Genomic DNA, 15,864 nt, shown 5'->3' on the forward strand with positions numbered 1-15,864 from the left:
CCCCCCTCCCCTCGCCGCCCCCGGAAGGACCGGCGGATTCCCCATCCGTTGACCGATGCGCGCGCAAAAACGTGGTATAGATCGGTCGAGGCGTTTTGTGGGAGGCCATGGCATGGCGACTCTGAGACACGCGATCCTGGCGGGCGGAACGCTGATGCTGGCGGCCTGCGGCAGCACCCCGGCCTACCGGGAATGGACGGCCACGGAAACCACGGCGACCGCCGCCTACGACGAGTGCACCGAGCAGGTGGACAACACCATGCGGCTGCGCGGCTATCCCTACCGCCCGCTGCCGGAAACGCCGCAATTCCGCTACCGCAAGGAAATCTTCGCCCTGTGCATGCGCCGCAAGGGCTACATGGCCGACGATTGAGCCGGCCTCACGGCCCCGGCAGGCCGTAGCGCAGATAGAGCAGGCCGCCGATCAGCACCCCGGCCAGCACCACCGCGGCGTAGAAGCGGAGCGGCAGCGGCACCTTCTCCCGCCGCCGCGGCGCCCCGGCCGCGCCCATGGCCGCTCCCCTGGCGGCGGCGCGGGGCGCCGGCCTCGCCGGAGCGGGCGGGCGCCCCGTCCCGGCCGCTCCCCCCTGGTTGGGGTCGTGCAGTTCGATGAGCTTCCAGTTGAACTCCATCCCGTCGCCGCCGGCGCCGGCGTTGTGGTCGAGCTGGATCAGGCGGAAATAGGCGCGCGGGTTCACCCGCACCATCAGGTTGAAGCGGGCGCGGGCGTGGTCGAGATCCTCTCCGACCTCCAATGTCTTCCAGCCCTTGCCGCGCGCCTTCTGGATGGCGAAGCGCGTCGGCTGGGCGGCGGAAACAGGCGCCATGATCGCGGTCCCATACCTTGCACCGGCCGCTTACGCCGAAGTCGGAACGCCCTTCTTGCGGATCACGTCGGCGTACCAGCGGTAGCTGGCCTTGGGACGGCGCTCCAGGGTCTGGCGGTCCACCTCGATCAGGCCGAAACGGCGCTGGTAGCCCTCGGCCCACTCGAAATTGTCCAGCAGGCTCCAGACGAACCAGCCGCGCAGGTCGACCCCCTCCTCCAGCGCCTGATGACCGGCCAGCATGTGGCGGCGCAGGTAGCTGATGCGGTCGTTGTCCTGGACGAAGCCCTTCGGCCCGGTCTGCTCGGGATAGGCGGCGCCGTTCTCCATCACATAGACCGGCGGGTTGCCGTACTCCTGCTTCAGCTCGATCAGGATCTCCGCGATGCCGTCGGGCTCCACCGGCCAGCCCATCCCGGTCGTCGGCGTGCCCTCCGGCGGGGAGCCGTAGCCGGTGCCGAACAGGCCCGCCGGGTCCGGCTGCTGGTGCATCCGGCTGTAGTAGTTGATGCCCAGGAAGTCGATGGGCTGGCGGATCGCCTCCAGGTCGCCGGCCTTGACCAGCGGGGCGAAGCCGTCGCGCAGAAGCTCCGGATACTCCCCGCGCAGCAGCGGGTCGAGGCAGGCGCGGTTCCACACCGCGTCCCACATCAGCGAGGCCGCGTAATTGGCGTCCAGCCCGCCGACCGGCCAGACCGGCTGGAGCGACAGCACGGTGCCGAGCTGCCAGCCCTTGCCGCCGCCGGCCGCCCGCAGCGCTTTCAGAGCCATGCCCTGGGCGAGATTCTGGTGGTGGATCGCCTTGAAGTAATTGTCCTTGCCGGTCATCCCCGGCGCGTGCCCGCCCAACCCGTGGCCGAAGATGGCGTGGACGGACGGCTCGTTCAGCATGGACCAATGCTTGGCCCGGTCGCCGAGTCGCGCGGCGACGAGCTGGGCGTAGTCGGTGAACCAGCCGGCGATGTCCCGGTTGGTCCAGCCGCCGCGGTCCTGAAGCGCCTGGGGCAGGTCCCAATGGTACAGGCAGGGCCAGGGGGCGATGCCCTTGGCCAGCAGCGCGTCGGTCAGCCGGTCGTAGAAGTCCAGCCCCTCCGCGTTGGCGGCTCCGGTCCCGGTCGGCTGGACGCGCGGCCAGGCGACGGAGAATCGGTAGGCGTTCATCCCCGCCTTCGCCATGAGGTCCACGTCCTCGGCGTAGCGGTTGTAATGGTCGCAGGCCACGTCGCCGGTGTCGCCGTTCGCCACCTTGCCGAAGGAATGGCTGAAGGTGTCCCACACGCTGGGGCCGCGCCCGCCCGCGGTCACCGCCCCCTCGATCTGGTAGGAGGAGGTCGAGGCGCCCCAGACGAACTGGTCGGGGAAGGCGGCCAGCACTTCCGACGGCTGGGCCACCGCGGCGCGGCGCGTGGTCAGAAAGGCCCCGGCCGAGGCCGCCAGCCCGGTGGCCGCCGCCGCCTTCAGGAAACTCCGCCGCCGCATACCGAATTCCTCTCGCCGTCCGGGTCGTCCGCGACAATGTAAGAAGACCGGGCGTCAGCGCAACAGGCGCCTCGCATCGGAATGCCCGTGTAACCGGTTTGGCCGGTGTAGGCGTAACCTGGACCGTGGGGTATTATGGCGCCATGAACGGACTCGTCATGTTTCTGCTGATCGTGGCGCTCGGACTCGTCGTGGCGTCGCTGTTCTCCGGGCTGTTTTTCATGGCGCGCGGCGGACAGGGCGATTCGCGCAAATCGAACCGGGCGATGCGGATGCGCGTGGCGCTCCAGGGGGTGGCGCTGGTGCTGTTCCTGCTCGCCATCCTGACCCACGGCTGATTGAGGATACCCGCAGGAATCATGGTCAAGCTGACCCGCATCTACACCCGCGGCGGGGACCGCGGCCAGACCTCGCTCGGCGACGGGCGCCGCGTGCCCAAGCACGACCCGCGCGTCGCCGCCTACGGCACGGTGGACGAGGCGAACGCCGTCATCGGGCTGGTCCGCCTGCACACCGCGGCCCAGCCGGAGACCGACGCCATGCTGTCGCGCATCCAGAACGACCTGTTCGATCTGGGCGCCGACCTCTGCACCCCGGAGGCGGAGGACCCGGCCTACCCGCCGCTGCGCATCCTGGAGTCGCAGGTGGACCGGCTGGAGGCGGAGATCGACGCGATGAACGCCGACCTCGCCCCGCTCACCTCCTTCATTCTGCCCGGCGGCTCGCCGGCGGCGGCGCATCTGCATCTGGCGCGCACCGTGGTGCGCCGCGCCGAGCGGCTGATGACCGAGCTGGCGGAGGTGGAACCGGTCAACCCGGCGGCGGTGAAATACGCCAACCGCCTGTCCGACCACCTGTTCGTGCTGGGCCGCAAACTGAACGCGAACGGAGCGTCCGACGTGCTGTGGGTGCCGGGCGCAAACCGTTGATGCAATTCCGCCTCCTTCGCGCTTGCGGCGTAGGCGGCGTTGACAGCCAAAACGTCAACTCCTATGGTCGCAGCGCTGTCACAAGCTGCCCGATTCGGCGCCAGCGGCGAAGGTGCGCCTGCATAATTCAAGAAAAGGGTGGGATATGAAGGTCCTCGTCCCGGTCAAGCGGGTGGTCGATTACAACGTCAAGATCCGCGTCAAGGCGGACGGTTCCGGCGTTGAGACCGCCAACGTGAAGATGAGCATGAACCCCTTCGACGAGATCGCCGTCGAAGAGGCCGTCCGCCTCAAGGAAGCCGGCAAGGCGACCGAAGTCATCGTGGTCACCGTCGGCCCGACGGCCGCGCAGGAGACCCTGCGCACCGGCCTCGCCATGGGCGCCGACCGCGGCATCCTGGTCCAGACCGACGCCGAGACGCAGCCCCTGGCCGTCGCCAAGGTGCTCAAGGCGCTGGTCGACAAGGAGGGACCGACCCTGGTCATCCTCGGCAAGCAGGCGATCGACGACGACTGCAACCAGACCGGCCAGATGCTCGCCGCCCTGTTGGGCTGGCCGCAGGGCACCTTCGCCTCCAAGGTCGTGCCGGGCGAGGGCTCGGTCACCGTGACCCGCGAGATCGACGGCGGCCTGGAGACGGTGGAGTTGACGCTGCCGGCGGTGGTCACCGCGGACCTGCGCCTCAACGAGCCGCGCTACGCCTCGCTGCCCAACATCATGAAGGCCAAGAAGAAGCCCATCGAGACGCTGGCTCCCGACGCGCTGGGTGTCGACGTGGCGCCGCGCCTGACCACGCTCAAGGTCGCCGAGCCGGCCAAGCGCAAGGCCGGCGTCAAGGTCGCCGACGTGGCCGCCCTGGTCGACAAGCTGAAGAACGAAGCCCGCGCGATCTGATAGGGAAAGTGATCACATGTCCATTCTCGTCATCGCCGAACACGACAACGCCGCGCTGAAGGCCGCCACGCTGAACGCAGTCAGCGCCGCCGCCAAGATTGGTGGCGACATCCACGTTCTGGTCGCCGGCCAGGGCGCCCAGGCCGTCGCCGAGGCCGCCGCCAAGGTGGCCGGCGTGTCCAAGGTGCTGCTGGCCGACGACGCGGCCTACGCCCACCCGCTGCCGGAGAATATCTCTCCGCTGGTCGTCGGGCTGGCCAAGGGCTACGGCCATGTGCTGGCCGCCGCCTCGTCGGAGGGCAAGAACCTGCTGCCGCGCGTCGCCGCCCTGCTCGACGTCGCGGCGATCTCCGACATCACCGGGGTGGTCTCCGCCGACACCTTCGAGCGGCCGATCTACGCCGGCAACGCCATCGCCACGGTGAAGTCCGCCGACCCGATCAAGGTCGTCACGGTGCGCACCACCGCCTTCGAGGCGGCCGCCGCCACGGGCGGCTCGGCGACGGTGGAGAGCATCGCCGGGACGGGCGACGCCGGTTCGGCCAAGTTCGTCGGCCAGGAGCTGACGAAGTCGGAGCGTCCGGAGCTGACCCAGGCCAAGATCGTGGTGTCGGGCGGCCGCGGCATGCAGTCGGGCGACAACTTCAAGCTTCTGGAAGCGCTGGCCGACAAGCTCGGTGCGGCGGTCGGCGCCAGCCGCGCGGCGGTGGACGCCGGCTTCGTGCCAAACGACTATCAGGTCGGCCAGACCGGCAAGATCGTGGCGCCCGAGCTGTACATCGCCGTCGGCATCTCCGGTGCCATCCAGCACCTCGCCGGCATGAAGGACAGCAAGGTCATCGTCGCCATCAACAAGGACGAGGAGGCGCCGATCTTCCAGGTCGCCGACTACGGCCTCGTCGCCGACCTGTTCAAGGCGGTGCCGGAGCTGACGGCCGAGCTGGACAAGGCGTAATCGGCCAGTCCTCTTCGGAAGACCAGCGGGCCAAAGACAAGCGGGAAAGCTCATATGTCCACGATCAAGAAGATTGGCATCATCGGTGCCGGCCAGATGGGCAGCGGCATCGCCCACGTCTGCGCGCAGGCGGGGTACGAGGTCGTCATCTCCGATATCAGCGCGGAGATTCTGCAGAAGTCGGTGGCCGCCATCTCCAAGAACATGGACCGTCAGGTTCAGAAGGGGAAGCTGACGGAGGCCGACAAGACGGCGGCGATCGCCCGCATCTCCACCGGGTCCGACCTGTCCGTGTTCCATGACGCCGATCTCGTGGTCGAGGCCGCGACGGAGAACGAAGCGCTCAAGCGCGAGATCTTCAAGAAGCTGGTCCCGAACCTGAAGCCCGAGGCGCTGATCGCGACGAACACCTCGTCGATCTCGATCACCCGCCTCGCGGCCTCGACGGACCGTCCGTCCAAGTTCATGGGCATGCATTTCATGAACCCGGTGCCGGTGATGCAGCTCGTCGAGCTGATCCGCGGCATCGCGACGGACGAGGCGACCTTCAACGCGATTGCCGAGCTGACGGCGAACATCGGCAAGACCGCGGCGGTGGCTGAGGACTTCCCGGCCTTCATCGTCAACCGCATCCTGCTGCCGATGATCAACGAGGCGGTCTACACCCTCTATGAGGGCGTGGGCGGCGTCCAGGCCATCGACACGGCGCTGAAGCTGGGCGCCAACCACCCGATGGGCCCGCTGGAACTGGCGGACTTCATCGGCCTGGACACCTGTCTGGCGGTCATGCAGGTCCTCTACGAGGGGCTGGCCGACAGCAAGTACCGCCCCTGCCCGCTGCTGGTGAAGTATGTCGAAGCCGGCTGGGTCGGCCGCAAGGTCGGCCGCGGCTTCTACGACTACTCCAAGAACCCGCCGGTCCCGACCCGCTGACGCGGCGGTTCCGAACGGATGCTGAAACGAAGCCCGCCCTGGGAAACCGGGGCGGGCTTCGTGCTTGTGCGGAACCGCTGCGCTTGCGCTCTGTTCGTCCCGCAGGGGATCTGAGAGAACAGCGGAAAGGACAGGGGCGATGCGGCGCGGCTTCCTGACGGCGATGCTGGTGACCTGTCTCTCCGGCCCGGTCCTGGCGCAGGCGCCGGGCTCAGCCCCGGCCTACGCCTCCGCCTTATCCCGGCAGGAGCGCAATTTCATCGCCGAGGCGCTGGCCGACGGCATGGCCGAGCAGACGCTGGGCAAGCTGGCCCAGGACCGGGCGGAGACGGAGCCGGTCCGCCGCTTCGCCCGCCGCATGGCCGACGACCACGGGCTGAAGACCGACCGGCTGGCCGGCATGGCGATGCGCCACGGCATCCCCATCCCGCGCGAGTTGAGCCTGTCCGCCCGCGCCCACATGTCCAGCCTGCGCGACACGCCGGAGGGCGCCTTCGACCGCCGCTACATGGCCGCGGAGGAGGAGACCCACGCCCGCGCCATCAAGCTGTACGAGGCCCAGGCCGAGCGCGGCGGCGAGACCGGCGACTTCGCCCGCGACGCCCTGCCCATGCTGCACAGCCATTTCGAGGAGGCGCGGGGCATCATGGCCGAACTGGCGCGCGGCCCGGCCCCGCCGCAGTCCCAGGCGCCACCGGAAGATCTTTCTCCGGGAACGTCCGGGTCGTCCCAGTAAGCTCGCGCCACCCGATGCCGCACGGTGCCGGCGACCCGCCGATTCGGTGGCCCCGGCTCAATCGCCTGCGCGTGCGCTGGTCAAGGACGACAATTCTTCCAAGAATGTCAGAACCGCCCGGTCGCCGCCGGAATTCCAGAGACCGACGTGATCGGCACCTTCAAGGGCAATGAATTTTTTGGGAGCGCTTGCGGTTGCAAGCAAGCGTTCGGAGTGGTCCGCAGGAATCACCCGATCGATGGTGCCATGATAGATAAGCAATGGGGCCTTTATTTGTCCAATCTTTGAAAAACTGTCGAATGGGTGGCGGATCATCGAACGCACCGGCAGGATGGGCAGCAGCCGGCCACCGATGTCCGCGATGCTGGTGTAAGGGGCGGCAAGGATCACGGCCTCGACGCGCCGTTCCGTCGCAAGCTGGACAGCAACACCGCTTCCCAGCGAATAGCCGTGCAAGACCACCCGCGCGCCCGCAGCCTCCAGGAAATCCATCGCCGCCCGCCCGTCCTCATACAGACCGGCCTCGCTCGGCTTTCCGGGATTTCCGCCGTAGCCGCGGTACTCCGCCATGAACACGCCGTACCCCGCATCGATCAGCGCACGGGCGATATGACCGTTCCACGCCACCGTCTCGCCATTGCCGTGGAACAGCAGAAGCGTCGGCTTCCCCAACGCAGCCGGCGCCTTGTGCCAGCCCAGCAGGTCGAGCCCATCGCGGGTGCGCACGGACACCACCGCCATGTCGCCCACGCCGACCTCCTCCGGCCTCTGGGCGAGCGGAATGGCCGGAAAGATCAAACGATCCTGGAAGACATAAGCCAGCAGCAGGACCATTGCGTAAAGCGTCGCCCCAACGGCCAAGATCGCGATCAGTATTTTCATCCGGCTCCGGTGGGCTGAGGGGAAAGACCGAACCGAGACGCACGGTCACAGCAAAGGCTGGCCGCTCATCCGCCCGTCCGCACCACGCCGCCGCGGCTGTCGCGGTTGGGGCCGCCGCCGTGGCCCATGTGCTTGCGCAGGAAGGCGATGACCTCCGGCGAATCCCACTCCACCGCGCCCTCGATGCGGCCAAGCTCGCGGCCCTCCTGGTCCACCAGCAGGGTGGTCGGCAGGCCGCGCAGCTTCAGCGTCTGCATGGAGGCGCTCGACGGGTCGAGGTAGAGGGCGAGGTTCTTCACCCCGGTCCGCTGATAGAAGGGCTGCACCTGATCCTTGCCGCCGCGGTCCACCGACAGCGCCACCACCTGGAAGCCCGGCCCGCCCAGCTGCGCCTGCAGGCGGTCGAGCGCCGGCATCTCCTTCACGCAAGGGGCGCACCAGGTCGCCCACAGGTTCAGCAGGACCAGCCGGTCCTTGAACTCCGACAGGTCCACCCGGCGCCCCTCGCCGTCCAGGAAGGGCAGCTCCGGCACCGCCTTCAGCGGCTCCATGTAGCGGAACTTGTCCAGCCCCACCGCCGTCGCTCCGGGCGCGGGCTGGTTGGCCGGCTGGTCCAGCGTCAGCACGGCGGGCGGCGGCGGGGCCGACGGCCCGGCCAGCGCCATCCACAGCCCGGCACCGCCCAGCGTCACACAAAAGATTGCGGTGGCCGCCAAAGTCCGCATACTCACGCTTCCCGTCCTCCCATCCGTATTGTGTCCGCCATGAGCGCCGAACAGCCCAAGCCGAACTCTCAAGACCGCGCCACCCAAGACGGCTCGGCCCCGGCCGCCAGCCAGATGTGGGGCGGCCGCTTCGCCCGCGGTCCCGCCGCCATCATGGAGAAGATCAACGCCTCCATCGGCTTCGACAAGCGGCTGGCCGACCAGGACATCGCCGGGTCGAAAGCCCACGCCGCCATGCTGGCGCGCCAGGGCATCATAACCCAGGCCGACGCCGATGCCATCCGCGATGGGCTGGACCGGGTCAAGGAAGAGATCGACTCCGGAGCCTTCACCTTCAAGGTGGAACTGGAGGACATCCACATGAACGTGGAGGCCCGGCTAGCCGAACTGATCGGCGAGCCGGCCAAGCGCCTGCACACCGGGCGCTCGCGCAACGATCAGGTGGCGACCGACTTCAAGCTGTGGGTGCGCGACGCGCTCGACCGCGCCGACCAGGGGCTGAAGGCGCTCCAGGCCGCCCTCATCGATCTGGCGGAGAAGCACACCGACACGGTGATGCCGGGCTTCACCCACCTCCAGGCCGCCCAGCCGATCAGCTTCGGCCACCATCTGCTGGCCTATGTGGAGATGTTCGGGCGCGACCGCGGCCGCCTGCGCGACGCCCGCGCCCGGCTGAACGAATGCCCGCTGGGCTCCGCCGCGCTGGCCGGCACGCCCTACCCCATCGACCGCTTCATGACGGCGGAGGCGCTGGGCTTCGACCGGCCCACCGCCAACTCGCTGGACGCCGTGTCCGACCGCGACTTCGCGCTGGAATATCTGGCCGCCGCCAGCATCTGCGGCATGCACCTCTCGCGCTTCGCGGAGGAGATCGTTCTGTGGTGCTCGGCCCAGTTCCGCTTCATCAAGCTGACGGACGCCTTCACCACCGGCTCCTCCATCATGCCGCAGAAGAAGAACCCGGACGCGGCGGAGCTGGTGCGCGCCAAGGCCGGGCGGGTCATCGGCAGCCTGAACAGCCTGCTGGTCGCCATGAAGGGCCTGCCGCTGGCCTATTCCAAGGACATGCAGGAGGACAAGGAGCCGGTCTTCGAGGCCGACGACACGCTGGCCCTGTGCATCGCCGCCATGGAAGGCATGGTCCGCGACATGCAGCCGAACGTGCCGGCGCTGCGCGAGGCGACCGACCGCGGCTTCCTCAACGCCACCGACCTCGCCGACTGGCTGGTGCGGGAGCTGAACATCCCCTTCCGCGAGGCGCACCACATCACCGGGCGCGCCGTGAAGGCGGCGGAGGACAAGCGCGTCGGGCTGACCGCCCTGACGCTGGAGGAGATGCAGGCCATCGAGCCGCGCATCACCGGGTCCGTCTTCCCGGCGCTGAGCATCGAGGCGTCGCTGGACAGCCGGCGCAGCTTCGGCGGCGCTTCCCCCGTCCGCGTGCGCGAGGCCGTCAAGGCGGCGCGGGAGCGCTTCCTGTGAGGCGCCCGCTGCTGATCCTGGCGACCGCCGCCGTCGCTCTGACTCTGGCTGGCTGCGGCAAGAAGCCGAGCTTCGTCGATCCTCCGCAGGGCAAGGCCGCCGACAAGTTCCCCGGCGTCTACCCGAACCCGAAGACCGACCCCAAGCCCGGTCAGCCGTCCTCCGGAGCCCGCTTCCCATGAGCGCCTTCGCCTACCGCAACGGCGTGATGCACGCCGAATCCGTGCCGCTGTCCACCATCGCGGCGGAGGTCGGCACGCCCTTCTACTGCTATTCCACCGCGGCGCTGGAGGCGCATTACAGCGCCTACGCCGGGGCCTTCGCGGGGCAGGACGCCGACGTCTGCTACGCGGTGAAGGCCAATTCCAACCTCGCCGTCATCCGCGCCTTCGCGCGGCTGGGCGCCGGCGCCGACGTGGTGTCGGGCGGCGAGATGCGCCGCGCGCTGGCCGGCGGCATCCCGGCTGGCAAGATCATCTTCTCCGGCGTCGGCAAGACGCGCGAGGAGATGCGCGCCGCGCTTGAGGCCGGTATCCACCAGATCAACGTGGAATCCATCCCGGAGGTGGAGGCCCTGTCGGAGGTGGCGGTCAGCCTGGGGGTCACCGCCCCCATCGCCTTCCGCGTGAATCCGGACGTGGACGCCAAGACCCACGCCAAGATCGCCACCGGCAAGAAAGAGAACAAGTTCGGCGTCGACTACGACCACGCGCGGGAGGTCTACGCCCAGGCCGCCAAGCTGCCGGGCATCAAGCCGGTGGCCATCGCCGTCCACATCGGGTCGCAGCTGACCGACCTCGCCCCCTTCCGCGCCGCCTACGAGCGGGTGGCGGCTCTGCTCCACGTCCTGCGCGAGGACGGGCACGACATCACCCGCCTCGACCTCGGCGGCGGGCTGGGCATCGTCTACAAGCACGAGGCGCCGCCGGACATCGCCGACTACGCCGCCATGGTGAAGTCGATCACCGGCAACCTCGGCTGCCGCATCTCGCTGGAGCCGGGGCGCTCGCTGGTCGGCAACGCCGGCATCCTGGTGTCGCGGGTGATCTACCTGAAGCAGGGGCTGCACCGCCGTTTCGTCATCATCGACGCGGCGATGAACGACCTGATCCGCCCCACCCTCTACGAGGCCTACCACGGCATCGTCCCGGTGACCGAGCCCGCCAGGGGCGCCGCCACCGAGCCCTACGACGTCGTCGGTCCGGTCTGCGAGAGCGGCGACACCTTCGCGCTCCAGCGCGCGCTGCCGGCCATGGCCCCGGACGATCTGGTGGCGATCCTGTCGGCGGGGGCCTATGGCGCGGTCATGTCCTCCACCTACAACACCCGCCCGCTGATCCCGGAGGTGCTGGTGAACGGCGACCGGTTCTCGGTCATCCGGCCGCGCGTGCCGGTGGAGGAGCTTCTGGCGCTGGACCGCGTGCCGGACTGGCTGAAGGACTGATCCGGTGCACCGGCAGCCGGCCCTTCACGCGAGCCGGCCGAAGACCGTCAGGAAGGGGGCATCCAACCCGAAGGGAGCCCCTTTCCATGACGTCCATCCGCCTCAACGGCGCCTTTCGCGACGCCGTCGCCGACATCGCCCTGGCCGTCGCCCAGGACCCCAACCTCGTCGCGCTGGTCATGCGCTGGAACGAGGACGACACCCTCCTCTGGACGCTCAACTCCCTGCCCAACGGGCAGAACACCGTCCCGGGCGGCGGCGCGGCGCACGCCGAGGAGGCGCTGATCGTCAATTGGGCCGGCTATGTCGCGCAGAACGGCGGGCAGGAACCCAACACCGTCGAGATCCTGCTGACCAAGAGCCCCTGCATGGACCGCTCTCCGGACCGTCAGATGGCCGGCGGGGCCTGGCCGCCGGGCTGTTCGTCCAAACTGCGCCAGCTCGTCCTGGCGAAGCCCGCCAACGATTGGCGCATCTGCTTCCTCGCCTATTACCAGGAGGACATCCGCATCGACGCCCAGGCCTACGGCGCCGTCGCGGAGTTCGCGGGAATCGTCAAGGCCGACGTCTATCTGTGGGCCGACCGGCACAAGGGCTGAGGCCTTGGGGGTCGAAGCACAAAAAAAGGACGTGCGATAACCTCTGCACAGAACCACCCATAAGGCGTATGATTCCCCGTTCGAGAAACGGGCGGGGAACATCATGGAGTGGGACGCGGCCTATGCCATCGGGCAGAGCGCGGTGGACGGAGACCACCAGCGGCTTTTTCAGCTCTTCAACCAGTTCAGCGCGGCGATCGCCGCGGGGGAAACGCGGGAATCCGCCAACCGCTTCCTGCGCGAACTGGCCGACTACTCGGCCTATCACTTCCGCCGCGAGGAAGGGCTGATGCACGCGGTCGGCTACCCCGACTACGCCAAGCACAAGAAGATGCACGATACCTTCGCCGACTTCGTCCGCCGGCAATCCGACTCCGGCGCCCGCGATCTGGAGGAGGTCCAGTTCCTCCAGAGCTACGTCGAGATGTGGCTCTGCGGCCATATCCTGGTCATGGACAAGTGGTTTGGCGAATGGCTCGACGGGCGGGGTGAAAAGGCCGGCGCGGCGGCCCCGACGACCTGAGCGGCCGGGCCGCCGCAGCCCGGCCCTCGAAACGTTGCGACCGCGCGCCGTCTATTTCTTGTAGGGATTGGCCATCCACGACTGCAGATAAGTCACGAGTTCGGCGTCGCCATCATAGTAAAGCCACTCGGTTTCCTCCTTCGACAGCGGCTTTGTCGGTGACGGCCGGTAAAGCTTGTCGTAAGGCACCGAGAAAACGTCCAGGTCGGGGGCCGTCTCGAGAATTTTCTTCACCCACCCCTCGGCTCTTACATAGAGGGTCTCGTAATCCGTGGCGACGGACACGAAGGGGTTGTCGTTCGAGTTCTCGGATTGGCTGCCGAACGAGCTTTGCTTGATCGCCCAGTCGTTCAACGCCGAATCGCCGGGCTTGGCGAAGCCGCCGCCGACGGTGTTCCGGCGGCGCGACCTCCAGTCGGTCGCCTTCGCCTTGTCGGCGAACCGATAGACAAGGACCTGTCCGGCCTTGTTGGGGTCGAGGGTGTATCGTTCCCCGGCGGCGGTCGCGGTCGAGAATGTCTTGGGGCTTGGCATGGAAACGCTCCTGATCGGACACGGTGGCACGGGCGCGCTGCGCCTCGCCTTCTGGAGAACGTCCCACCCTCCGCGGCCGTGAACTGGAAAGGGCTCCCCCTCTACCATCCGTCGGGTTGCCTTAATTTGGACATGGCCCGATGTTTCGGTAGCCAACCGGCATGCCGGACCGCGACAGACGGCGCAGCCGAGCCTATATCCTGACGATGTTCCGGCGGCGGTTTCTCCTCCCGCCCGGTGCCTGACCTGACGGGAGAGCGGCATGAGCGACAGCAAGGACGGGTTCCGCTTCCCCCTGCGCAAGGAGGCGCCCCCCGCACCCGCCCCGCGGGAGCCCCGCCTCCGCATGGGGCAGGCCCGCGCCGCCCTGCTCTGGGAACGCCTGTGGCCAGCGCTCTGGGCGCCCATCACCATCGCCGGGGCCTTCCTGGCCTTGGCCCTGCTGAACGTCTTCCTGCTTCTGCCGGGCTGGCTGCACGCCCTGGTCCTGCTGCTGTTCGCCGCTGCCATCGGCTGGACGGGGTGGCGCGGGCTGCGCGCCTTCCGCCTGCCGGACGAGGACGCCGCCCGCCGCCGGCTGGAGCGCGACAGCGGCCTGTCGCACCGCCCCCTCCATGCCCTGCGCGACACGCCCGCCGGCAACGACCCCGTCGCCGCGGAGCTGTGGCGCCTGCACCAGGAGCGGGTGCGCGCCGCCATGCGGCGGCTGCGCGTCGCCATGCCGCTGTCCGACGGGCTTGCCGCCCGGGACCGCTACGCCCTGCGGGCGCTGGTGGCGCTGGTGCTGATCGCCGCGGGCGGGGCGACCTGGGGCGACTGGAAGCCGCGCCTGACCGCCGCAATCACCCCGCATTTCGGCGGAACGGCGACGGCCACCGTCGCGACGCTCGACCTCTGGGTGACGCCGCCGGAATACACCGGCCTGCCGCCGGTCTTCCTGAAGTCGGCCAATCCCGCCCACACGCCGAGCCTCGCCGATCCCGTTCCGGTCCCCAAGGGCAGCCTCGTGCTGGCCCGCGTCACCGGGGGCGGCGGCACGCCGTCGCTGGAGGCCGGCAGCAAGACCACCGCTTTCGAGGCCGTGGACTCCGCGACCTTCCAGATCCAGCAGCCCATCGAGGACGGCAACCGCATCGCCGTGACCCAGGGCTCCAACCTGCTGGGCGGCTGGAACGTCCGGATCATCCCGGACAACCCGCCGACCATCGCCTACGCCAGCCCCCCGGCCAAGGGCGAGCGCGGCGCGCTGCGGCTGGACTACACCGCGCAGGACGATTATGGGCTGGCCGAGGCCAAGGCCGTCGTCCGGCTGGACCTGCCGGAGGGCGAGGCCCCGGCGCTCGACCGCAGCCCGCTGGAGCTGCCGCTGGCCCTGCCCGGCGTCCGCCCGCGCGAGGCGCGCAACGCCGCCTTCCACGACCTCACCGCCCATCCCTGGGCCGGGCTGAACGTCACCATCCGCCTGACCGCCCTCGACGGCGCCGGCCAGACCGGCAGCACCGAGGACGTGGCGATGGTCCTGCCTGAACGCGTCTTCAACCACCCCGTCGCCCGCGCCATCGTGGAGGAGCGCAAGAAGCTGACCCTGCGGCCCCAGCAGCTCCGCATCGAAGTGGCCCGCGCGCTGGCCGAGATTTCCTCCCGGCCCAGCCAGTTCGGCGGCGATCTGGTGGCCTTCCTGGCGATGCGCACCGCGGTGAACCGCCTGCTGCTCGACGAGGAGGGGGCCTCCGTCCCCGCCGTTCAGCAGCTGCTTTGGGAAACCGCGCTGCGCATCGAGGACGGCGGGCTGTCGCTGGCCGAGCGCGACCTGCGCGACGCCGAGCAACGCCTCGCCGAGGCGCTGGAGCGCGGCGCGGACGACCAGGAGCTGAAGAAGCTGATGGACGAGCTTCAGGCGGCGCTCGACAAGTTCCTCGACGCCATGGAGCAGCAGATGCGCGAGGCGCTGGAGCGCGGCGAGCAGATCCCCATGGTGCCGCCGGAAATGGCCGACCAGATGATGGACCGCCAGGACCTTCAGCGCATGATGGAACAGATGCGGCAGATGGCCGAGACCGGCGCCCGCGACGCGGCGCGGCAGATGCTGTCCCAGCTCCAGCAGATGATGGAGCAGATGCGCAACGGCGCCATGGCCCAGATGCAGCAGCAGGGCCAGAACGAGGCGGCGCAGATGATGCGCGAGCTTCAGGAGCTGACGCAGCGGCAGCAGCAGCTGCTCGACCAGACCTTCCGCCAGTCGCAGGAGCAGATGGGCCAGCAGGACGGCCAGCAGGGCCAGCAGCAGGGGCCGCGCAACCGCCAGGGCCGTCCGCAGCAGGGTCAGCAAGGCCAGCAGGGTCAGTCCGGCAGCCCGCTGATGCAGCAGCAGGCCGAACAGCAGGAGGCGCTGCGCCGCCAGCTCGGCGAGCTGATGCGCCGCATGGGCGAGCAGCAGGGCGGCGAGATCCCGCGCCCGCTGGGCCGCGCCGAACGGGCGATGCGCGACGCCGGACAAGCGCTCCAGCAGGGGCAGCCCGGCTCCGCCGTTCCGCCGCAGACCCAGGCGATGGACGAGCTTCAGCAGGGCATGCAGGCCATGGCCGAGCAGATGATGCAGCAGATGATGGGGCAGCAGGGCCCGGCGATGAGCGGGCAGCAGCCCGGACAGGCGCAGCAGCGCCAGGGCCAGGGCCGCAACCGCGATCCGCTCGGCCGCCGCCCCTCCGGCTTCGGCAACTACAACAACGAGGACGTGAAGATCCCCGAGGAGGCCGAACTCCAGCGCGCCCGCGAAATCCTCGACGAGCTGCGCCGCCGCTCCGGCCAGTACGGCCGCCCGCAGATGGAGCGCGAGTACATCGACCGCCTGCTGAAGCAGTTCTGACCGGCCGCTGAAGCAGTTTTAAGCCGGGGGAACCGGGCGGCTTTACCGGAGGGCG

18 protein-coding genes are annotated in these 15,864 nt (G+C 69.2%); 13 read left to right on the forward strand and 5 right to left on the reverse strand.

Annotated elements, in window-relative coordinates; all coding sequences use genetic code 11:
- The first annotated feature begins 112 nt into the window (after positions 1-112).
- On the forward strand, positions 113-373 hold the full coding sequence (locus tag TSH58p_RS24380) for a hypothetical protein (protein ID WP_109469523.1): 261 nt from the start codon (positions 113-115) through the stop codon (positions 371-373).
- A gap of 7 nt (positions 374-380) precedes the next feature.
- Here TSH58p_RS24380 and TSH58p_RS24385 read toward each other — a convergent pair whose 3' ends face one another.
- Entirely contained in the window at positions 381-827 is a 447-nt protein-coding gene (locus TSH58p_RS24385; RefSeq protein WP_109469524.1) for a hypothetical protein, read from the reverse strand.
- Between the two features lie 30 nt (positions 828-857).
- Complete coding sequence (locus TSH58p_RS24390) at positions 858-2,306, reverse strand: GH1 family beta-glucosidase (protein WP_109469525.1); 1,449 nt, start codon at positions 2,304-2,306, stop codon at positions 858-860.
- A 143-nt stretch (positions 2,307-2,449) separates the two neighbouring features.
- On the opposite strand from TSH58p_RS24390, the gene TSH58p_RS24395 reads away from it, so the two are divergent.
- From TSH58p_RS24395 to TSH58p_RS24420, 6 genes are all read left to right on the forward strand, one after another.
- Positions 2,450-2,644, forward strand: a complete 195-nt coding sequence (locus TSH58p_RS24395) for a twin transmembrane helix small protein (protein ID WP_014197605.1) — start codon at positions 2,450-2,452, stop codon at positions 2,642-2,644.
- Between the two features lie 21 nt (positions 2,645-2,665).
- Positions 2,666-3,235 (forward strand): cob(I)yrinic acid a,c-diamide adenosyltransferase, encoded by a 570-nt coding sequence (locus TSH58p_RS24400; RefSeq protein ID WP_109469526.1) that lies wholly within the window; start codon positions 2,666-2,668, stop codon positions 3,233-3,235.
- 145 nt (positions 3,236-3,380) lie between these two features.
- Complete coding sequence (locus tag TSH58p_RS24405) at positions 3,381-4,130, forward strand: electron transfer flavoprotein subunit beta/FixA family protein (protein ID WP_109469527.1); 750 nt, start codon at positions 3,381-3,383, stop codon at positions 4,128-4,130.
- 16 nt (positions 4,131-4,146) lie between these two features.
- A complete protein-coding gene (locus TSH58p_RS24410; RefSeq protein WP_109469528.1) occupies positions 4,147-5,085 on the forward strand; it encodes an electron transfer flavoprotein subunit alpha/FixB family protein in 939 nt (312 codons plus the stop codon).
- A gap of 54 nt (positions 5,086-5,139) precedes the next feature.
- A complete protein-coding gene (locus tag TSH58p_RS24415; RefSeq protein WP_040134476.1) occupies positions 5,140-6,018 on the forward strand; it encodes a 3-hydroxybutyryl-CoA dehydrogenase in 879 nt (292 codons plus the stop codon).
- Positions 6,019-6,157: 139 nt separating this feature from the next.
- Positions 6,158-6,754: a DUF4142 domain-containing protein gene (locus TSH58p_RS24420; RefSeq protein ID WP_109072528.1), complete on the forward strand. Its 597-nt coding sequence runs from the start codon at positions 6,158-6,160 to the stop codon at positions 6,752-6,754.
- Positions 6,755-6,811: 57 nt separating this feature from the next.
- Here the strand turns inward: TSH58p_RS24420 and TSH58p_RS24425 are convergent, their stop codons facing one another.
- Together TSH58p_RS24425 and TSH58p_RS24430 are read right to left on the reverse strand one after the other, a co-directional pair.
- Positions 6,812-7,636, reverse strand: a complete 825-nt coding sequence (locus tag TSH58p_RS24425; protein WP_109072529.1) for an alpha/beta hydrolase — start codon at positions 7,634-7,636, stop codon at positions 6,812-6,814.
- 65 nt (positions 7,637-7,701) lie between these two features.
- Positions 7,702-8,328 (reverse strand): TlpA disulfide reductase family protein, encoded by a 627-nt coding sequence (locus TSH58p_RS24430; RefSeq protein ID WP_247874286.1) that lies wholly within the window; start codon positions 8,326-8,328, stop codon positions 7,702-7,704.
- A gap of 72 nt (positions 8,329-8,400) precedes the next feature.
- Between TSH58p_RS24430 and argH the strand changes: the two genes are divergently transcribed.
- From argH to TSH58p_RS24455, 5 genes are all read left to right on the forward strand, one after another.
- A complete protein-coding gene (gene argH, locus TSH58p_RS24435) occupies positions 8,401-9,843 on the forward strand; it encodes an argininosuccinate lyase (protein ID WP_109072531.1) in 1,443 nt (480 codons plus the stop codon).
- A complete protein-coding gene (locus tag TSH58p_RS24440; RefSeq protein WP_109072532.1) occupies positions 9,840-10,025 on the forward strand; it encodes a hypothetical protein in 186 nt (61 codons plus the stop codon). The genes argH and TSH58p_RS24440 overlap by 4 nt, the downstream gene beginning before the upstream one ends.
- Positions 10,022-11,287 (forward strand): diaminopimelate decarboxylase, encoded by a 1,266-nt coding sequence (lysA, locus tag TSH58p_RS24445; protein ID WP_109072533.1) that lies wholly within the window; start codon positions 10,022-10,024, stop codon positions 11,285-11,287. Before TSH58p_RS24440 ends, lysA begins: the two co-directional genes overlap by 4 nt.
- Positions 11,288-11,373: 86 nt before the next feature.
- Positions 11,374-11,886 carry a hypothetical protein gene (locus tag TSH58p_RS24450; RefSeq protein ID WP_109072534.1) on the forward strand — a complete coding sequence of 171 codons (513 nt, stop codon included), beginning with the start codon at positions 11,374-11,376 and terminating at the stop codon, positions 11,884-11,886.
- A 103-nt stretch (positions 11,887-11,989) separates the two neighbouring features.
- Positions 11,990-12,409 carry a bacteriohemerythrin gene (locus TSH58p_RS24455; RefSeq protein WP_109072535.1) on the forward strand — a complete coding sequence of 140 codons (420 nt, stop codon included), beginning with the start codon at positions 11,990-11,992 and terminating at the stop codon, positions 12,407-12,409.
- Between the two features lie 51 nt (positions 12,410-12,460).
- Here the strand turns inward: TSH58p_RS24455 and TSH58p_RS24460 are convergent, their stop codons facing one another.
- Positions 12,461-12,943: a hypothetical protein gene (locus tag TSH58p_RS24460; protein ID WP_109072536.1), complete on the reverse strand. Its 483-nt coding sequence runs from the start codon at positions 12,941-12,943 to the stop codon at positions 12,461-12,463.
- A gap of 262 nt (positions 12,944-13,205) precedes the next feature.
- Here TSH58p_RS24460 and TSH58p_RS24465 point away from each other — a divergent pair, with 262 nt between their 5' ends.
- Positions 13,206-15,809, forward strand: coding sequence for a TIGR02302 family protein (locus TSH58p_RS24465; protein WP_109072537.1), 2,604 nt, complete (start codon positions 13,206-13,208; stop codon positions 15,807-15,809).
- Positions 15,810-15,864 lie beyond the last annotated feature (55 nt).

The organism is Azospirillum sp. TSH58 (genome assembly GCF_003119115.1).
GTDB lineage: Bacteria > Pseudomonadota > Alphaproteobacteria > Azospirillales > Azospirillaceae > Azospirillum.

Excerpts from the sequence above, each read along its gene's own strand:
- TSH58p_RS24465 (WP_109072537.1), top strand. The coding sequence starts at position 13,206 with ATGAGCGACAGCAAGGACGGGTTCCGCTTCCCCCTGCGCAAGGAGGCG.
- TSH58p_RS24460 (WP_109072536.1), bottom strand. The coding sequence starts at position 12,943 with ATGCCAAGCCCCAAGACATTCTCGACCGCGACCGCCGCCGGGGAACGA.
- argH (WP_109072531.1), top strand. The coding sequence starts at position 8,401 with ATGAGCGCCGAACAGCCCAAGCCGAACTCTCAAGACCGCGCCACCCAA.
- TSH58p_RS24420 (WP_109072528.1), top strand. The coding sequence starts at position 6,158 with ATGCGGCGCGGCTTCCTGACGGCGATGCTGGTGACCTGTCTCTCCGGC.
- lysA (WP_109072533.1), top strand. The coding sequence starts at position 10,022 with ATGAGCGCCTTCGCCTACCGCAACGGCGTGATGCACGCCGAATCCGTG.
- TSH58p_RS24395 (WP_014197605.1), top strand. The coding sequence starts at position 2,450 with ATGAACGGACTCGTCATGTTTCTGCTGATCGTGGCGCTCGGACTCGTC.
- TSH58p_RS24455 (WP_109072535.1), top strand. The coding sequence starts at position 11,990 with ATGGAGTGGGACGCGGCCTATGCCATCGGGCAGAGCGCGGTGGACGGA.
- TSH58p_RS24390 (WP_109469525.1), bottom strand. The coding sequence starts at position 2,306 with ATGCGGCGGCGGAGTTTCCTGAAGGCGGCGGCGGCCACCGGGCTGGCG.
- TSH58p_RS24385 (WP_109469524.1), bottom strand. The coding sequence starts at position 827 with ATGGCGCCTGTTTCCGCCGCCCAGCCGACGCGCTTCGCCATCCAGAAG.
- TSH58p_RS24410 (WP_109469528.1), top strand. The coding sequence starts at position 4,147 with ATGTCCATTCTCGTCATCGCCGAACACGACAACGCCGCGCTGAAGGCC.
- TSH58p_RS24405 (WP_109469527.1), top strand. The coding sequence starts at position 3,381 with ATGAAGGTCCTCGTCCCGGTCAAGCGGGTGGTCGATTACAACGTCAAG.
- TSH58p_RS24380 (WP_109469523.1), top strand. The coding sequence starts at position 113 with ATGGCGACTCTGAGACACGCGATCCTGGCGGGCGGAACGCTGATGCTG.
- TSH58p_RS24450 (WP_109072534.1), top strand. The coding sequence starts at position 11,374 with ATGACGTCCATCCGCCTCAACGGCGCCTTTCGCGACGCCGTCGCCGAC.
- TSH58p_RS24400 (WP_109469526.1), top strand. The coding sequence starts at position 2,666 with ATGGTCAAGCTGACCCGCATCTACACCCGCGGCGGGGACCGCGGCCAG.
- TSH58p_RS24415 (WP_040134476.1), top strand. The coding sequence starts at position 5,140 with ATGTCCACGATCAAGAAGATTGGCATCATCGGTGCCGGCCAGATGGGC.
- TSH58p_RS24425 (WP_109072529.1), bottom strand. The coding sequence starts at position 7,636 with ATGAAAATACTGATCGCGATCTTGGCCGTTGGGGCGACGCTTTACGCA.